The sequence below is a fragment of the Aeromonas sp. S41-2 genome (genome assembly GCF_027705845.1).
GTDB lineage: Bacteria > Pseudomonadota > Gammaproteobacteria > Enterobacterales > Aeromonadaceae > Aeromonas > Aeromonas hydrophila.
This window is the reverse complement of the sequence record NZ_JAPDCG010000007.1, coordinates 92,067-106,218: the sequence shown is the minus strand read 5'-3', so window position 1 is coordinate 106,218 and position 14,152 is coordinate 92,067. Positions and strand designations below refer to the sequence as shown.

The 14,152-nt window shown below is 65.0% G+C and carries 13 protein-coding genes; 4 read left to right on the top strand and 9 right to left on the bottom strand.

Going from position 1 to position 14,152, the window contains the following annotated elements:
- The first annotated feature begins 103 nt into the window (after positions 1 to 103).
- Positions 104 to 1,528, top strand: coding sequence for an MFS transporter (locus OKC44_RS16590; protein ID WP_270814173.1), 1,425 nt, complete (start codon positions 104 to 106; stop codon positions 1,526 to 1,528).
- Between the two features lie 92 nt (positions 1,529 to 1,620).
- On the opposite strand, the gene hslU is transcribed toward OKC44_RS16590, so the two are convergent.
- The 4 genes from hslU to argS form a co-directional block, all read right to left on the bottom strand.
- Entirely contained in the window at positions 1,621 to 2,949 is a 1,329-nt protein-coding gene (hslU, locus tag OKC44_RS16585; RefSeq protein WP_011707776.1) for an HslU--HslV peptidase ATPase subunit, read from the bottom strand.
- A 92-nt stretch (positions 2,950 to 3,041) separates the two neighbouring features.
- Entirely contained in the window at positions 3,042 to 3,575 is a 534-nt protein-coding gene (hslV, locus tag OKC44_RS16580) for an ATP-dependent protease subunit HslV (RefSeq protein WP_005306539.1), read from the bottom strand.
- Positions 3,576 to 3,762: 187 nt separating this feature from the next.
- The gene (locus OKC44_RS16575) at positions 3,763 to 4,602 is read right to left on the bottom strand and encodes an SPOR domain-containing protein (RefSeq protein ID WP_011707775.1); all 840 of its coding nucleotides are present in this window, start codon (positions 4,600 to 4,602) and stop codon (positions 3,763 to 3,765) included.
- Between the two features lie 3 nt (positions 4,603 to 4,605).
- Positions 4,606 to 6,351, bottom strand: coding sequence for an arginine--tRNA ligase (gene argS / locus OKC44_RS16570; RefSeq protein WP_166464314.1), 1,746 nt, complete (start codon positions 6,349 to 6,351; stop codon positions 4,606 to 4,608).
- Positions 6,352 to 6,664: 313 nt separating this feature from the next.
- Here argS and OKC44_RS16565 point away from each other — a divergent pair, with 313 nt between their 5' ends.
- The 3 genes from OKC44_RS16565 (at position 6,665) to OKC44_RS16555 (ending at position 8,591) form a co-directional block, all read left to right on the top strand.
- Positions 6,665 to 7,231 carry an LON peptidase substrate-binding domain-containing protein gene (locus tag OKC44_RS16565; protein ID WP_043164119.1) on the top strand — a complete coding sequence of 189 codons (567 nt, stop codon included), beginning with the start codon at positions 6,665 to 6,667 and terminating at the stop codon, positions 7,229 to 7,231.
- A 132-nt stretch (positions 7,232 to 7,363) separates the two neighbouring features.
- A complete protein-coding gene (locus OKC44_RS16560; RefSeq protein WP_270814169.1) occupies positions 7,364 to 7,933 on the top strand; it encodes a sigma-70 family RNA polymerase sigma factor in 570 nt (189 codons plus the stop codon).
- On the top strand, positions 7,926 to 8,591 hold the full coding sequence (locus OKC44_RS16555; protein WP_270814167.1) for a ChrR family anti-sigma-E factor: 666 nt from the start codon (positions 7,926 to 7,928) through the stop codon (positions 8,589 to 8,591). The genes OKC44_RS16560 and OKC44_RS16555 overlap by 8 nt, the downstream gene beginning before the upstream one ends.
- Before the next feature lie 61 nt (positions 8,592 to 8,652).
- Here OKC44_RS16555 and bacA read toward each other — a convergent pair whose 3' ends face one another.
- From bacA to OKC44_RS16530, 5 genes are all read right to left on the bottom strand, one after another.
- The gene (bacA, locus tag OKC44_RS16550; protein ID WP_011707770.1) at positions 8,653 to 9,468 is read right to left on the bottom strand and encodes an undecaprenyl-diphosphate phosphatase; all 816 of its coding nucleotides are present in this window, start codon (positions 9,466 to 9,468) and stop codon (positions 8,653 to 8,655) included.
- A gap of 192 nt (positions 9,469 to 9,660) precedes the next feature.
- A complete protein-coding gene (locus OKC44_RS16545; RefSeq protein ID WP_270814165.1) occupies positions 9,661 to 10,671 on the bottom strand; it encodes an aldo/keto reductase in 1,011 nt (336 codons plus the stop codon).
- 185 nt (positions 10,672 to 10,856) lie between these two features.
- Positions 10,857 to 11,849: a galactose-1-epimerase gene (galM, locus tag OKC44_RS16540; protein WP_270814162.1), complete on the bottom strand. Its 993-nt coding sequence runs from the start codon at positions 11,847 to 11,849 to the stop codon at positions 10,857 to 10,859.
- 64 nt (positions 11,850 to 11,913) lie between these two features.
- A complete protein-coding gene (gene galK, locus OKC44_RS16535) occupies positions 11,914 to 13,062 on the bottom strand; it encodes a galactokinase (protein ID WP_270814160.1) in 1,149 nt (382 codons plus the stop codon).
- Positions 13,059 to 14,117, bottom strand: coding sequence for a UDP-glucose--hexose-1-phosphate uridylyltransferase (locus OKC44_RS16530; protein WP_042862890.1), 1,059 nt, complete (start codon positions 14,115 to 14,117; stop codon positions 13,059 to 13,061). Before OKC44_RS16530 ends, galK begins: the two co-directional genes overlap by 4 nt.
- Positions 14,118 to 14,152: the final 35 nt, after the last annotated feature.

The window sequence follows — 14,152 nt, the reverse complement described above, 5'->3', positions numbered from 1 at the left end:
CATATGGCGTCCAGTGCATTGATAAGCTGCAACTGGTGTGTCTTCCGCCTGTTCACCGACCCCACTAGCCTTGTCGTCATCACCCCTTTGTGGAGCCCGGATCATGTCACCCTTCACCCGTGTTTTACCCCCCGCTGCGCGCCGCCTCGGTCTGCTGGCGCTTGGCCTCGCCACCCTGTTGCCCATGCTGGCGGGGAGCATGGCCAGCATGTTGCTGCCGGCACTGGGCGCGGACTTTGCCGTTCCCTTCGCCAGCTTGCAGTGGGTGCTGGTGGCCTATCTGCTTGGGCTCACCTGCCTGACGGTGGTGGCGGGCCGGCTGGGGGACAGGTTCGGCCGGCGCCGCCTGCTGCTGTGGGGCATGGGACTGTTTGTGCTGGCCAGCCTGCTTTGCGCGCTGGCGCCGACCATCGGCTGGCTGCTCGCTGCCCGGGTGCTGCAGGGGGCGGGAGCGGCCTGTATGCTGGTGCTCTCGCTGGCCATGGTGGGCCAGCTGGTGTCGCCGGCCCGGCGCGGCCGGGGCATGGGGCTGCTCGGTACCCTCTCGGCCTGCGGCACGGCGCTCGGCCCCTCGTTTGGCGGTCTGCTGCTGGATGTTGCCGGCTGGCAGCCAGCCTTTCTCGCGCTGCTGCCGATCGGCCTGCTGGCGCTGGTCTGCGGTCTGTTCGGTTTGCCTCGGGATGAGGCGTGCACAGAGGGAGAGGGGCTCAATCTGGCGAGTCTGTCGCTCTTGCTGGTGGCGCTGCTCTGCTATGGGCTGGCCCTCACTTCGACGAGGGCGCTGGCCCTCTGGCTGGGAGGCGGGGCGCTGCTGGCCACCGCCTGGCTGGTGCGCAGCGAACTGGGCGCTGCCGCCCCCCTGTTGCCGCTGGCGCTGCTGGGGACCCGTCGGCTGCGCGGTGGTCTGGCGGCCAGTGCACTGGTGGCCGGTATCATGGTGCTGACCCTGCTGATCGGCCCCTTCTATCTGCAGGGGGCATTCGGGCTCGACCCGCTCACCAGCGGCTTGCTCATCTCGGGCGGGCCCCTGCTGGCGGCACTGACTGGGCTGCCCGCCGGCTGGCTGGTGGACAGGGTCGGCGCCATCACAGTGGTGCGGCTGGGATTGCTGCTGATGAGCGGCGCCGCGGCCTTGCTGGCGATGCTCAGCCCAGCCCTTGGCCCGCTCGGCTATCTGCTGCCGATCCTGTTGCTGACCGCCGGCTACGCCCTGTTTCAGACCGCCAACAACAGCGCCGTGATGGGTGGCTGCGGCGGACATGCGCGGGGTGCCGTGGCCGGGCTGCTGACCCTGGCGCGCAATCTGGGTCAGCTGACGGGGGCGGCCGGGCTCGGCGCCCTGTTTGCCGGTCTGGCGGGAGGGGGCGATCCTGCCGTCGCCAGTGCCAGCGAGCTGCATTTTGCCATGCAGGCCAGCTTCGCCCTGAGCGGCGTGTTGCTGCTGGCCGCGCTCTGGCTGGCGGGAAGAGACCAGTGCAGTACGACTGACGATGCGACCCGGGCAGGCTGCGAGTCAGGAGGGGGCTGAAAACAAAGACGCCTCCACAGGGGAGGCGTCTTGTTATGAGATTGAGCGGTTCGCTTACAGGAGATTAAACCGCTCAGCTCCTCGTTCTCGATTTACAGGATAAAGCGGCTCAGATCCTCGTCTTCAATCAGCTTGCCGAGGTGGGCGTTGACGTAGTCGGTGTCGATGACGAAGGTCTCGCCGGACTTCTCGGAGGCGTCGTAGGAGATGTCTTCCATCAGGCGCTCCATCACGGTGTGCAGGCGGCGGGCGCCGATGTTCTCGGTGCGCTCGTTGACCTGCCAGGCCGCTTCGGCCAGACGGCGGATACCATCCTTGGTGAACTCGATCTTGACTCCTTCGGTAGCCATCAGCGCCTGGTACTGATCGGTCAGCGAGGCGTTCGGCTCAGTCAGGATCCGCTCGAAGTCATCGGTGGTCAGCGCGGTCAGCTCGACCCGGATCGGCAGGCGGCCCTGCAGCTCTGGGATGAGGTCAGACGGCTTGGCGATCTGGAAGGCGCCGGAGGCGACGAACAGGATGTGGTCAGTCTTGACCATGCCGTGCTTGGTGTTGACGGTGCAGCCCTCGACCAGCGGCAGCAGGTCGCGCTGTACCCCTTCACGGGAGACATCGGGGCCCGAGCTCTCGCCACGCTTGCAGATCTTGTCGATCTCGTCGAGGAAGACGATGCCATTGTTCTCGACCGCGGCGATGGCTTTCTGCTTCAGCTCTTCCGGATTGACCAGGCGGGCCGCTTCCTCTTCGATCAGCGCCTTCATGGCCTCTTTGACCTTGATCTTGCGCTTCTTCTTCTGGTTCTGGCCCAGGTTCTGGAACAGCCCCTGCAACTGGTTGGCCATCTCTTCCATGCCCGGCGGGGTCATGATTTCGACGCCCATCGGGGAGGCGGCGAGCTCCAGCTCGATCTCCTTGTCATCCAGCTGACCTTCCCGCAGTTTCTTGCGGAAGATCTGGCGGGTGTTGGAGTTGTCGGCTTTCTCTTCCTCGCCCCAGCTGTTGCGCGGGTTGGGCAGCAGGGCATCGAGGATGCGCTCTTCGGCGGCTTCCTCGGCGCGGTATTTCATCTTCTCCATCTCGGTTTCGCGCACCAGCTTGATGGCGGCATCGGTCAGATCGCGGATGATGCTGTCCACTTCCTTGCCGACATAGCCCACTTCGGTGAACTTGGTCGCTTCCACCTTGATGAAGGGAGCGTTGGCCAGCTTGGCCAGACGACGGGCAATCTCGGTTTTGCCGACGCCGGTCGGGCCTATCATCAGGATGTTTTTCGGGGTCACTTCATGGCGCATCTCTTCATCGAGCTGCATCCGGCGCCAGCGGTTGCGCAGGGCGACGGCGACTGCGCGCTTGGCGTCGGCCTGGCCGATGATGTGACGATCCAGCTCGTGGACGATTTCTCTCGGGGTCATCTCGGACATGATGGCGTTCCTGTATCCGGGGCGGGCAGGGCCCACCCCTTGGAAAATGGGGTTTGGCTGGCGGCCTTATTTGGCGGCCCTATTTCGCCGACTTATTTAGCTGAATAATCCAGCACTTCGATGGTGTGGTTGCCGTTGGTGAACACACAGATGTCGCCCGCAATCTTGAGGGACTTCTCGACGATGCTCTTGGCGTCGAGTTCGGTGTTTTCCAGCAGGGCGATGGCGGCGGACTGGGCAAAGTTGCCGCCGCTGCCGATGGCGATGAGATCGTGTTCCGGCTGCACCACGTCACCGTTGCCGGTGATGATGAAGGATTTGTGCTCGTCGGCGACGGCCAGCAGGGCCTCGAGGCGGCGCAGGGCGCGATCGGTACGCCAGTCCTTGGCCAGCGCCACGGCGGCGCGCTCTAGGTTGCCCTGATGGGCCTGCAGTTTGGCTTCGAAGCGCTCGAGCAGGGTGAAGGCATCGGCGGTGCCGCCGGCGAAACCAGCCAGTACCTTGCCGTTGTAGAGGCGATGAACCTTGCGGGCATTGCCCTTCATGACGGTGTTGCCAAGGGAAACCTGGCCATCGCCACCGATGACGACCTGACCGTTGCGGCGAACTGAAACTATGGTAGTCACTTTACTTACCTCGCTTGAGCCGAATGACGGCCTGACTGTGCATGGCAAGAAAGATGGGGATGGCAAACCGGCTTTTCAAGCCTGCGGTGTGGCGAGACAGACGGGACGGGAGAGGCGCGGTGGCAACTGGCACCAAAAGAAACAGGGCCGGGTGTTGCCACCCGGCCCTGTGGTATGCATGCGGCGATCAGCCCTTCTTGGGGATGCAGCCGCTGATGCCGGAGCCCTGCAGCTTGCGGTTGGCCGCATCGGCCGCCGCCTTGCCGCTGAAGGGACCGACCATCACCTTGTAGACGGCGCCACCGGCCCCGTTGACCACCTGCAGGCTGGAAGAGAGCCCGGCGGTGAAGGCGATGCGCGCCTTGAGCGATTCGGCGGAATCCTGCGAGCGCAGCGCGGCGCACTGCATCATGTAGCGTTCGTTGTCGGCCGTCGCGGGCGGGGTCGCCGCCTTGGCCTTGGCGGCCTCGGCCCGTTCCCGCTCCAGTTCGGCACGCAGCTCCCGCTCCATCCGATCCCGTTCGGCCTTGCGGTCGATCACCTGCTCCTGGGCACTGGCCACCGGTGCGCCGGTCGCCGGCTTGGCCGGTTGTACCGGTTGCGGCTTGTAGGGCTGTACCTGACCGATGGGGGTACCCGGCTGGGGAATGTCGGTCGGCACCGGTTGCGGCAGCTTCTCCGGCTGCAGGGTCATGGTTTCCGCCGGCGGTGGTGGCAGCACGCCCGGCTGGGGCGGCGGCTCGGTGATATCGACCTGCTTGTTCTCCAGCCGTTCGATATAGCTCCACTTCTCCTGCGGCAGACCGTTGTTCTGTGCCTTGGGCTTGTTGGCTTTCACCTGCTCTTCGATGGTCGGGGCATCATGACCCTTGCCACTGATGGTGTAGAGGAAGCCGCCGAACCCTGCCAGCAGCGCCCCGGCCAGCAGGGCCGGGATAACAGGAAAGCGGCGAGGTGCCGCTTTCTTGGTGTTGCGACCACCCGCCCGACGTCGCGGGCGGCTGCCGACATAATCCCGGGTCGCCATCTATTACATGCGCTCCAGGGTGTGGATGCCCAGTACGCCCAGACCCAGCTTGAGTACCTTGGCGGTGGCGGCGCACAGCAGCAGGCGGCTCTGACGGGTCGCTTCGTCGACGCCATCCTTGTTGATCGGGCAGGCTTCGTAGAAGGTCATGAAGTTGCCGGACAGCTCGTACAGATAGGTACAGAGCAGGTGCGGCATGCCCTTGTCCGCCACGCCGTTGACCGCGTCGGAGAACTGGATCAGCTTCTGGGCCAGCACCTCTTCCGCTTCCTCGTTCAGGATCACATGACCGCTCAGGGTGTCGGCATTGACGCCGGCCTTGCGGAAGATGGACTGGATACGGGTGTAGGCGTATTGCAGGTATGGCGCCGTGTTGCCTTCAAAGGAGAGCATCAGGTCCCAGTCGAAGATGTAGTCGGTGGTACGGTTCTTGGAGAGATCCGCATACTTGACCGCGCCCATAGCGATGGCGTGTACCACCTGGGCCTTCTCTTCGGCGGAGAGGTCGCTGTTGCGGCTCTCCAGCAGGGCGCTGGCGCGCTCTTCGGCTTCGTTCAGCAGTTCGACCAGCTTGACGGTGCCACCGGAACGGGTCTTGTAAGGACGGCCGTCCTTGCCCAGCATCATGCCGAAGGCGTGGTGCTCGAGCGGTACGGATTCCGGCACATAGCCCGCCTTGCGGGTGATGGTCCAGGCCTGCATCAGGTGCTGGTGCTGACGGGAGTCGATGAAGTACATCACCCGGTCGGCGCCCAGGGTTTCGTAACGGTATTTGGCACAGGCGATGTCGGTGGTGGTGTAGAGGAAGCCGCCATCGCTCTTCTGGATGATGACGCCCATGGGCTCGCCATCCTTGTTCTTGTACTCGTCCAGGAAGACGACGGTGGCGCCTTCGCTCTCGACTGCCAGGCCGCGCGCTTTCAGATCGGCGACGATCTCCGGCAGCATGTCGTTGTACATGGACTCGCCCATGATGTCCTTGTTGGTCAGGGAGACATTCAGGCGGTCGTAGTTGCGCTGGTTCTGCTCCATGGTCATGTCGACCAGCTTCTTCCACATGGTGCGGCAGTACTCATCGCCGCCCTGCAGCTTGACCACGTAGTTGCGCGCGCGCTCGGCGAAGGCTTCGTCTTCGTCGTAGTGACGCTTGGCCTGGGTGTAGAAGGCTTCCAGATCGCGCAGCTCCATGTCGGAGGCGTGCTCGTTGGCCATCTTCTCCAGATAGGCGATCAGCATGCCGAACTGGGTACCCCAGTCGCCGATGTGGTTGGCACGCACCACCTTGTGGCCGAGGAACTCCAGCGCGCGGGCGGCCACGTCACCGAGGACGGTGGAACGAATGTGGTGCACCGCCATCTCCTTGGCCACGTTGGGGGCGGAGTAGTCCACCACCACGGTCTGCGGCGCCGGCAGCTTCACGTTGGCGTTGGCAGAGGCGACCATGGCCTCCACCTGACCGGCCAGCCAGCTCGGGTCGAAGAAGAAGTTGATGAAGCCGGGGCCGGCGATCTCGACCTTGGCGATCAGATCGGAGGCGGGCAGGTGCTCGATGATGGCAGCGGCCAGCTCACGGGGATTCTTGCGGGCCGGTTTGGCCAGCAGCATGGCCAGGTTGGTGGCCAGGTCGCCGTGAGCCTTCTCCTTGCATCGGTCTACTTGCACGCGGGCTTCCAGGTCCGCCGGCAGGACGCCCGCTGACTTCAGATTGGCTACCGTTTGTTCAAGTAGATGATGAATATGCTCTTTCATAACTGACCACCAAGGTTGCGCGTCGAAAAATGACTGATATATAAGGGCGTGAATTTTACCCGCATCGGCCCGAGAAAACTATAGGGACGGCCCGCCGGAGTTGGACGGGCGGATATTTCACTGCATTTGGCACCGTAATCCAGAATATTGGACGGAAATTGTGGTGCTTATCCATTTCTACTGCATATCGAAGCGGCTTGTCCAGGCTATTTTCCCCTGATTGTTAAGGGGTTTTTTATTCCAACTCGTTCTGAATGATCTGCCCCGTCGGCACGGTCGTATCAACAGGGACCTTTTACCGAGGAATCTGTCGATGAAACTGGCGCTGTTTCCCCTCTCGGCCCATCTGCTGCCCGGCGGCATCATGCCGCTGCGCATCTTCGAGCCCAGATACCAGCGCATGATCGCCCAGGCGGGAGATCAGGGCTTCGCCCTCTGCATGCTCGATCCCCGCCAGCCCGATGCGCTGCGCAACATGTACCCCATCGCCACCCGGGTGCGGATCGTCGACTTCGATCAACTGCCGGACGGCCTGCTCGGCATCACGGTGCTCGGCATGGAGCGGGTCAGGATCACCGATCTGTGGCAGGAGGCAGACGGCTTGCGGCTTGGGGAGGTGGAGCAGTTGCCCCCTTGGCGCACCGGCCGGCTCAATGCCGATCAGCACTCGCTGGCCAGGGCGCTGCAGGAGGTGTTCGAGGACTATCCGGAATACGCGGCCCTCTATCGCAACCCCGACTGGGGCGATGCCAGCTGGGTGGCCCAGCGCTGGCTGGAGGTGCTGCCGATCCCGGTGGAGCAGAAGCAGTGGCTGGTGGCGGCGGAAGACAACCAGCCGGCGCTCTCCCTGCTGAGCGGGTTGCTGGTCGCCAGCCACTGAACCCTCTTTGATACGGCGCCGGTGATCCTTTTGCCGCGGCGCACGTATTGGCACTCATCACCCTCTTCAAGGTACGGCGCCATGGCATATACTGGCCAATCACAATCGACTCCGCACAGGATATCGCCCCCCATGGATGACCCCGTCGGCGATCTGAAATCCCTGCTGGTGCGGGTGGCCGAGCATGGCGACAAGGCCGCCTTCGCCACCCTGTTCCAGCACTTTGCCCCGCGTATCCGCAGCTACGGGCTGCGCCACCTCGGCAGCGAGGCCAACGCCATGGAACTGGTGCAGGAGACCATGCTGCTGGTGTGGCAGAAGGCCCGGCTCTATCACCCCGACAAGGGGGCTGCCACCACCTGGATCTACACCGTGATGCGCAATCAGGGCTTCGACATGCTGCGCCGACGCCGCGCCAGCAAAGAAGAGCTGTGTGCCGAGGAGCTGTGGCCCATGCTGGAGTTCAGGGCGGAAGAGGAGCACCTGAGCGGCGGCGAAGACGCCGTGCTGACCCGCCAGATGGCCCATTACGTCGGCACCCTGCCGGAACCGCAGCAGCAGGTGGTGCGCGGCATCTACCTGCAGGAGCTCTCCCAGCAGGAGCTGGCGGACCGGCTCGGCGTGCCGCTCGGCACCATCAAATCCCGCCTCAGACTGGCATTACAAAAATTGAAGGAACAAGTGGAGCAAGGCCATGATTAAAGCCCATCCCGTTCAGGCCATGTTGCGCGCCTTTGCCGCCGACGAACTGCCCCTGCCGCTGGCCGTCGGCGTTTCCGCTCACTGCGAGCTCTGCCCCGATTGCGCGGCCCGGCTGCGGGCCTGCGAAGAGGAGCTGGCCCGGCAATACCTGGCGCCGGCCGAAGAGTGCGAGCCGCTGCCGGCGGCGTTCGATGCCATGCTGGCCGGCATCCTGCAGCAGCCGGTGGCCAGTGCGGCCGCGTTGAGTCAGTCGGCGGCGGTCCAGCCCGAGCTGCAGGTGGCGGGCCAGTCGTACCGGTTGCCGCGGGTGCTGGCACGTCACCACGCCCCCAGCTGGCGCCACATCGGTGCCATCCGGCAGGTGAGCCTGCCGCTCGACGAGCAGGGGGCCCGCGCCAACCTGCTGCACATAGAGGCGGGTGGCCGCATCCCGGAGCATACCCACAAGGGCTATGAGCTGACCTTGCTGCTGGCTGGCACCATCGAAGATGGCGACACCCGCTATCAGGCGGGGGACTTCATCTGGCGTGATGCCAGCCACGCCCACAGTCCGCACACCCCGGACGGCTGCCTCTGCTACACGGTGCAGGATGCGCCGGTGCAGTTCACCAAGGGGCTGTCGCGGCTGCTCAACGGCATCAGCCATCGCCTCTACTGAGCCATGGCAGCAATAAAAAAGGGACCCTCGAGGTCCCTTTTTGCATGGTGTCGTGGCCGGATCAGGCGACGAACACCAGATAGACGGCGAAGGCCACCACGAAGCGGTAGATGGCGAACGGAATGAAGTCGAGGCGACGGATCAGCGCCAGGAAGGTCTTGATGGCGATCATGGCCACCACGAAGGCGGTGATGAAGCCCACCGCGAACATGGGGAAGTCGGCCATGGAGAGCAGATCCCGGCTCTTGTAGAGATCCAGTCCGCTGGCCGCCACCATCATGGGCACCGCCAGGATGAAGGAGAACTCGGCCGCCGCCTGGCGGCTGATCCCCATCAGCATGCCGCCGCTGATGGTGGCACCGGAGCGGGAGAAACCGGGCCAGAGCGCCAGACACTGGAACAGACCGATGCCGAGCGCCTGCTTGTAGCTGATGTCGTCCAGGGTTTCGGAGCGCACTGCCGGGCGGAACTTCTCGGCGATGATCAGCAGGATGCCGCCGGCCACCAGGGCGTACATCACGGTTTGCGGGCCGAACAGATGAGCCTTGATCCAGCTGTGGATGGCGAGGCCGATGATCACGGCGGGCAGCATGCCGAGGATGATGTGTACCAGCGAGAGAGTGGCGTGTCCCTGCGCCGGTTTCTGGCCGAAGTGGATGCCGATCAGGCCAAACAGGCGGCGCCAGAACACGGCGACCACCGCCAGGATGGAGCCCATCTGGATCACCACTTCGAAGGTGGCAGCCTTGGGGCCGTCGAAGCCAAGCAGGTGGCCGACGATGATCATGTGGCCGGTGGAGGAGACGGGGAGGAACTCGGTCAGGCCCTCCACTATGCCCAGCACGAAGGCGACAAACAGGGCGTAAGACTCTGTCATGTTTCAGATCTCTTGATTATTGGTCCGGATGAAGTCGGCCCCGAGCCGAGCCAGGGGCGACCAATGATGGAGGAAAATCGGGCGGGCAACCAGTGAATATTGTGTCGGCGCCAGACCCCGCCGGCGGGATCGACGGTGGGGCCATGGGTTTTCGTTCGGGTCAGGTCTGTTCGCTGTCGGCATCGGCCTCGATCAGGCGGTGTCCTGGCTGGCCAGGATCCCCTCGATTTGCTGCAGCAGCGCCGCATCCAGCGGGGGCTGGGCCTTGGCTTCCACCGCGCTGACAATCTGCTGCGGGCTGCTGGCACCGATCAGGGCGCAGCTCACCACAGAGTCGCGCAGCACCCACTGCAGCGCCAGTTGCGACAGCGGTTGGCCCCGCTGCTGCGCCAGCGCGTGCAGGGCCTGGATGGTGGCCAGCTTGCCGGCGGTGATCTGCTCGGGCTTGAGGAAGGGGCTGGCACTGGCGGCGCGCGAATCCGCTGGAATGCCGGCCATGTAGCGATCGCTCAGCAGCCCGCCGGCCAGCGGGGAGAAGGCGACCACCCCCATGCCGTGCTCGCGGCAGACCGGCAGGGTTTCGGCTTCAATATCGCGCTGGAACAGGGAGTATTTGAGCTGATTGACCAGACAGGGGGTGCCCAGTTCCGCCAGCCGGGCGGCGGCCTGCGCGGCGAGCGGGGCCGGGTAGTTGGAGAGGCCGATGTAGAGCGCCTTGCCCTGACGAACCATCAGGGCCAGCGCCTGACAGGTCTCTTCCAGCGGGGTGCGCGGATCCGGCCTGTGGTGATAGAAGATGTCCACGTAGTCGAGACCGAGCCGGCGCAGGCTCTGGTGCAGGCTGGCAAACAGGTATTTGGCGCTGCCGCCATCGCCGTAGGGGCCATCCCACATGATGTATCCCGCCTTGCTGGCGATGATGAGCTCGTCCCGATAGGGAGCCAGGCTCCCCTTGAGCAGCTTGCCGAAGGTGATCTCGGCCGACCCCGGCGGCGGCCCGTAGTTGTTGGCCAGATCGAAGTGGGTGATACCCAGATCGAACGCCTGGTGCACCATGGCTTTTGCGGTGGCGGGATCGCACTCGGCGCCGAAGTTGTGCCAGAGGCCGAGACCGATACCGGGCAGACGCAGGCCGTGGCGACCGGCGGGTCGATAGGGCTGGCGCTGGTAGCGGTCGGGGGCGGCGAGGTAGTGATCATCCATAACGACTCCTTGCGTGAACTTGTGTGCGAGCGGATGTGACGGGTGACCCCGCGCCCTCTTCATCCGCCATGTCGGCATGGAGCAGAGTGCACGGGGCCAGCGTGTAGCCAGAGTGCCGCGAAACGGTGACGCTGCCCCGGCCTCGCCTGGGGTGGTCAGCGCAGGTCTGGCGGAGGGCGCCGAGGTCAGCCGGCGGCGATAAAGCGATAACGGGTCTGGTGGCGATAGGTCTGCCCCGGCAACAGCCAGGGATCCCCCAGCTCGGGCCGGTTGGGACTGTCCGGCAGCTGCTGGGCCTCCAGACAGAAGCCGGCGTGATCCTGATGGAGTTGGCCATCGCGTGCTGGCGTATTGGCCAGCCAGTTGCCGGTGTAGAACTGCAGCGAGGGCTGGTTGGTGTAGACCTCCATCGCCAGCTGGCGATCCCCCGAGACCACCCGCGCCGCCCACTCGGCGCTCGGCCCGTTGAGCACGAAGGCGTGGTCATACCCCTTGGCCTGTTGCTGCTGGGGGTGGCTCAGCCACTCTTGTCCGATAAGGCGTTCGTGGCGCAGATCGAACGGCCCCTCCACCGGTGCGATCGCGAGCGGGAGCCCGCTCGGGTCGGTCGGCAGGAAACGGTCGGCATTGAGGCGGATGAGGTGATCGCGGACATCGCCATCGGCGGCTTGTCCATCGAGATTGAAGTAGGTGTGGCTGGTGAGGCTGACCGGGGTCGGGGCATCCGTGCTGGCGACGAAATCCACCACCAGATCGCACTGCTCCAGCCGGTACTCCAGCGTGACCCGCAGGTTACCGGGAAAGCCCTGATCCCCCGCCCGGGAGAGCAGGGTCAGCCTGACCCGGTCCGCCTCCCGCTCCTTGAGCTGCCAGTGCTGGCGATGAAACCCCGCCCGTCCGCCGTGCAGGCAGTGGGGTGACTGGTTGGCATCCAGCGGCCAGCGCTGGCCGTCGCGCAGCAGCTCGGCGTTGCCGATGCGGTTGGCAAAGCGCCCCGCCACCGCCCCCAGCCACACCTGCTGAGCAGGGTAGACCTCATCGGCGCAGCCCAGCAGCACTTCGCGGCGCCCGCCCGCCACCGGCAGGGTGAGGGAGGTGAGGGTGGCGCCAAAATCGAGGCCGCGCAGGCGCAGCCCCTCCTCGTTTTCCAGCTCGAACGGGATCATGGCGTCGCTCATAGTGTGCCTGCACCTGTGTTGCCGATCCGGCAGACATGGCCGTCGGTCTGCATCATAAATGGACTCATAGTTTGCCCGCCCCCGCGCTGGCGCGGCAGACGTAGCTGTCGGCCTTGAGGCCGAAGCGGGCCGGGTACTCGGCATCGACCGCGGCGATCACCTCGGCCACCTTGTCGGGGTGCAGCAGGGCGACCACGCAGCCACCGAAGCCGCCACCGGTCATCCGCACACCGCCCTCGGTGCCGATCCTGGCCTTGATGATCTCCACCAGACCGTCGATGGCGGGCACGGTAATTTCGAAGTCATCGCGCATGGCGGCGTGGGAGTCGGCCATCAGCTCGCCGAGGCGCACCAGATCCCCTTGCGCCAGCGCGTCGGCGGCGGCCAGGGTGCGGCTGTTGTCGCCCACCACGTGACGGGCACGGCGATAGCAGACCTCATCCAGCCCGGCCTTGCCCGCTTCCAGCGCCGCCAGATCCAGATCGCGCAGCGCCTTGACCCCGTAGTGACGGGCGGCTGCTTCGCACTGCTGGCGGCGGGTGTTGTATTCGCTGTCCACCAGGCCGCGGCGTACGTTGGAGTTGACGATCAGCACCGCCAGATCGGTGGGCATGGGGATGAGCCGGGTTTCCAGCGAGCGACAGTCGAGCAGCAGGGCATGATCCTGTTTGCCGCTGGCGGAGATCATCTGGTCCATGATGCCGCAGTTGCAGCCGACGAACTGGTTCTCCGCCTGCTGGCCGTTGAGGGCAATCTCGGCCTGCGTGATGGCGAGCCCCAGCGCCTCCTTGAAAGCCTGGCCGATGGCAACCTCCAGCGAGGCAGAAGAGGAGAGGCCGGCCCCCTGCGGCACGTTGCCGGAGACCACCAGATTGAGGCCGCGCAGCGGATAGCTCCGCTCCTGCAGGTACTTCACCACCCCGCGGATGTAGTCGCTCCAGCGCTGGTCGGCATGGTGGCCGATGGGTTGGTCGAGATCGAACAGGTCGCGCTGGTTGCCGTAGTCGGCGGCGATCACGTGCACCAGACTGTCATCGCGCAGGCCGATGGCGACGCAGGTCTCGTAGTCGATGGCGCAGGGCAGCACGAAGCCGTCGTTGTAGTCGGTGTGCTCGCCGATGAGGTTGACGCGGCCGGGGGCCCGCACCAGCAGGTCGGGTTGTTGCTCAAACTGCTCGGCAAACACGGCGCTGACGCGCTGGCTCGGGGTCATAGGGCCTCCTCGTTGGCCTGATTGGTCTGGTTGTAATGAATGGGGGAAAGCGCCCGTAGCCGTTCCGCGGCTTGCTCCGGGGTAAGGTCACGCTGGGTCTCGGCCAGCATCTCGAAGCCCACCATGAATTTGCGCACCGTGGCGGAGCGCAGCAGCGGCGGATAGAAGTGGGCGTGCAGTTGCCACGCTTCTGGGCAGTCGGAGCGGGGCGGGGCAAAGTGCCAGCCCATGGAGTAGGGGAAGCTGCACTCGAACAGATTGTCGTAGCGGCTGGTGAGTTCCTTGAGCGCGATGGCCAGATCCTGCTGCAGCTCGGGAGTGAGGTCGAGCAGGGAGGGAACGTGGCGCTTGGGCAGCAGCAGGGTCTCGAACGGCCAGGCCGCCCAGAAAGGAACTACCGCCAGCCAGTGGGCGGTCTCCACCACGATGCGGGAGCGATCCTGCAGCTCCCGCTCCACGTAGTCGACCAGCAGCGGGCGGCCGTGCTCCGCCAGCCAGTCGCGCTGGTGCTGCTCTTCGCGGGCAATTTCATTGGGCAGGAAGTCGCTGCCCCACAGCTGACCGTGGGGATGAGGGTTGGAGCAACCCATGACGGCGCCCTTGTTTTCAAACACCTGCACCCACTCCCACTGGGCCGACAGCTCGGCCACCTGCTCCATCCAGGTGGTGATCACCTGCTCGATGGCAGGCAGGGGCAGCTCGGGCAGGGTCTTGCCGTGATCCGGCGAGAAGCAGATGACCCGGCTGGTGCCACGGGCGGCTTCCAGCTTGAGCAGGGGATCCTGCTCGCCACTGGCGGCCGGGGTGTCCTGCATCAAGGCGGCGAAGTCGTTGGTAAAGACGAAGGTGTCCCGATAGTCGGGATTCTGGTCGCCGGTGACGCGCTTGTTGCCGGCACAGAGGAAGCAGTCGGGATCATGGGCCTGGCTCGGCGCCTGGCTCACCTTCTCGACCTGGCCCTGCCAGGGGCGCTTGGCTCTATGAGGGGATACCAGCACGTATTGGCCGGTCAGCGGGTTGAAACGACGGTGGGGGTGATCAACCGGGTTGAACATCATCACTCCTCAAGCTCAATAAAAGGAATTGCGGG

Bases quoted from the DNA above. Each gene is read 5' to 3' on its own strand.
- OKC44_RS16545 (WP_270814165.1), bottom strand. From the start codon at position 10,671: ATGGATGATCACTACCTCGCCGCCCCCGACCGCTACCAGCGCCAGCCC.
- bacA (WP_011707770.1), bottom strand. From the start codon at position 9,468: ATGACAGAGTCTTACGCCCTGTTTGTCGCCTTCGTGCTGGGCATAGTG.
- galK (WP_270814160.1), bottom strand. From the start codon at position 13,062: ATGACCCCGAGCCAGCGCGTCAGCGCCGTGTTTGCCGAGCAGTTTGAG.
- OKC44_RS16590 (WP_270814173.1), top strand. From the start codon at position 104: ATGTCACCCTTCACCCGTGTTTTACCCCCCGCTGCGCGCCGCCTCGGT.
- galM (WP_270814162.1), bottom strand. From the start codon at position 11,849: ATGAGCGACGCCATGATCCCGTTCGAGCTGGAAAACGAGGAGGGGCTG.
- argS (WP_166464314.1), bottom strand. From the start codon at position 6,351: ATGAAAGAGCATATTCATCATCTACTTGAACAAACGGTAGCCAATCTG.
- hslU (WP_011707776.1), bottom strand. From the start codon at position 2,949: ATGTCCGAGATGACCCCGAGAGAAATCGTCCACGAGCTGGATCGTCAC.
- OKC44_RS16560 (WP_270814169.1), top strand. From the start codon at position 7,364: ATGGATGACCCCGTCGGCGATCTGAAATCCCTGCTGGTGCGGGTGGCC.
- OKC44_RS16575 (WP_011707775.1), bottom strand. From the start codon at position 4,602: ATGGCGACCCGGGATTATGTCGGCAGCCGCCCGCGACGTCGGGCGGGT.
- OKC44_RS16565 (WP_043164119.1), top strand. From the start codon at position 6,665: ATGAAACTGGCGCTGTTTCCCCTCTCGGCCCATCTGCTGCCCGGCGGC.
- OKC44_RS16555 (WP_270814167.1), top strand. From the start codon at position 7,926: ATGATTAAAGCCCATCCCGTTCAGGCCATGTTGCGCGCCTTTGCCGCC.
- OKC44_RS16530 (WP_042862890.1), bottom strand. From the start codon at position 14,117: ATGTTCAACCCGGTTGATCACCCCCACCGTCGTTTCAACCCGCTGACC.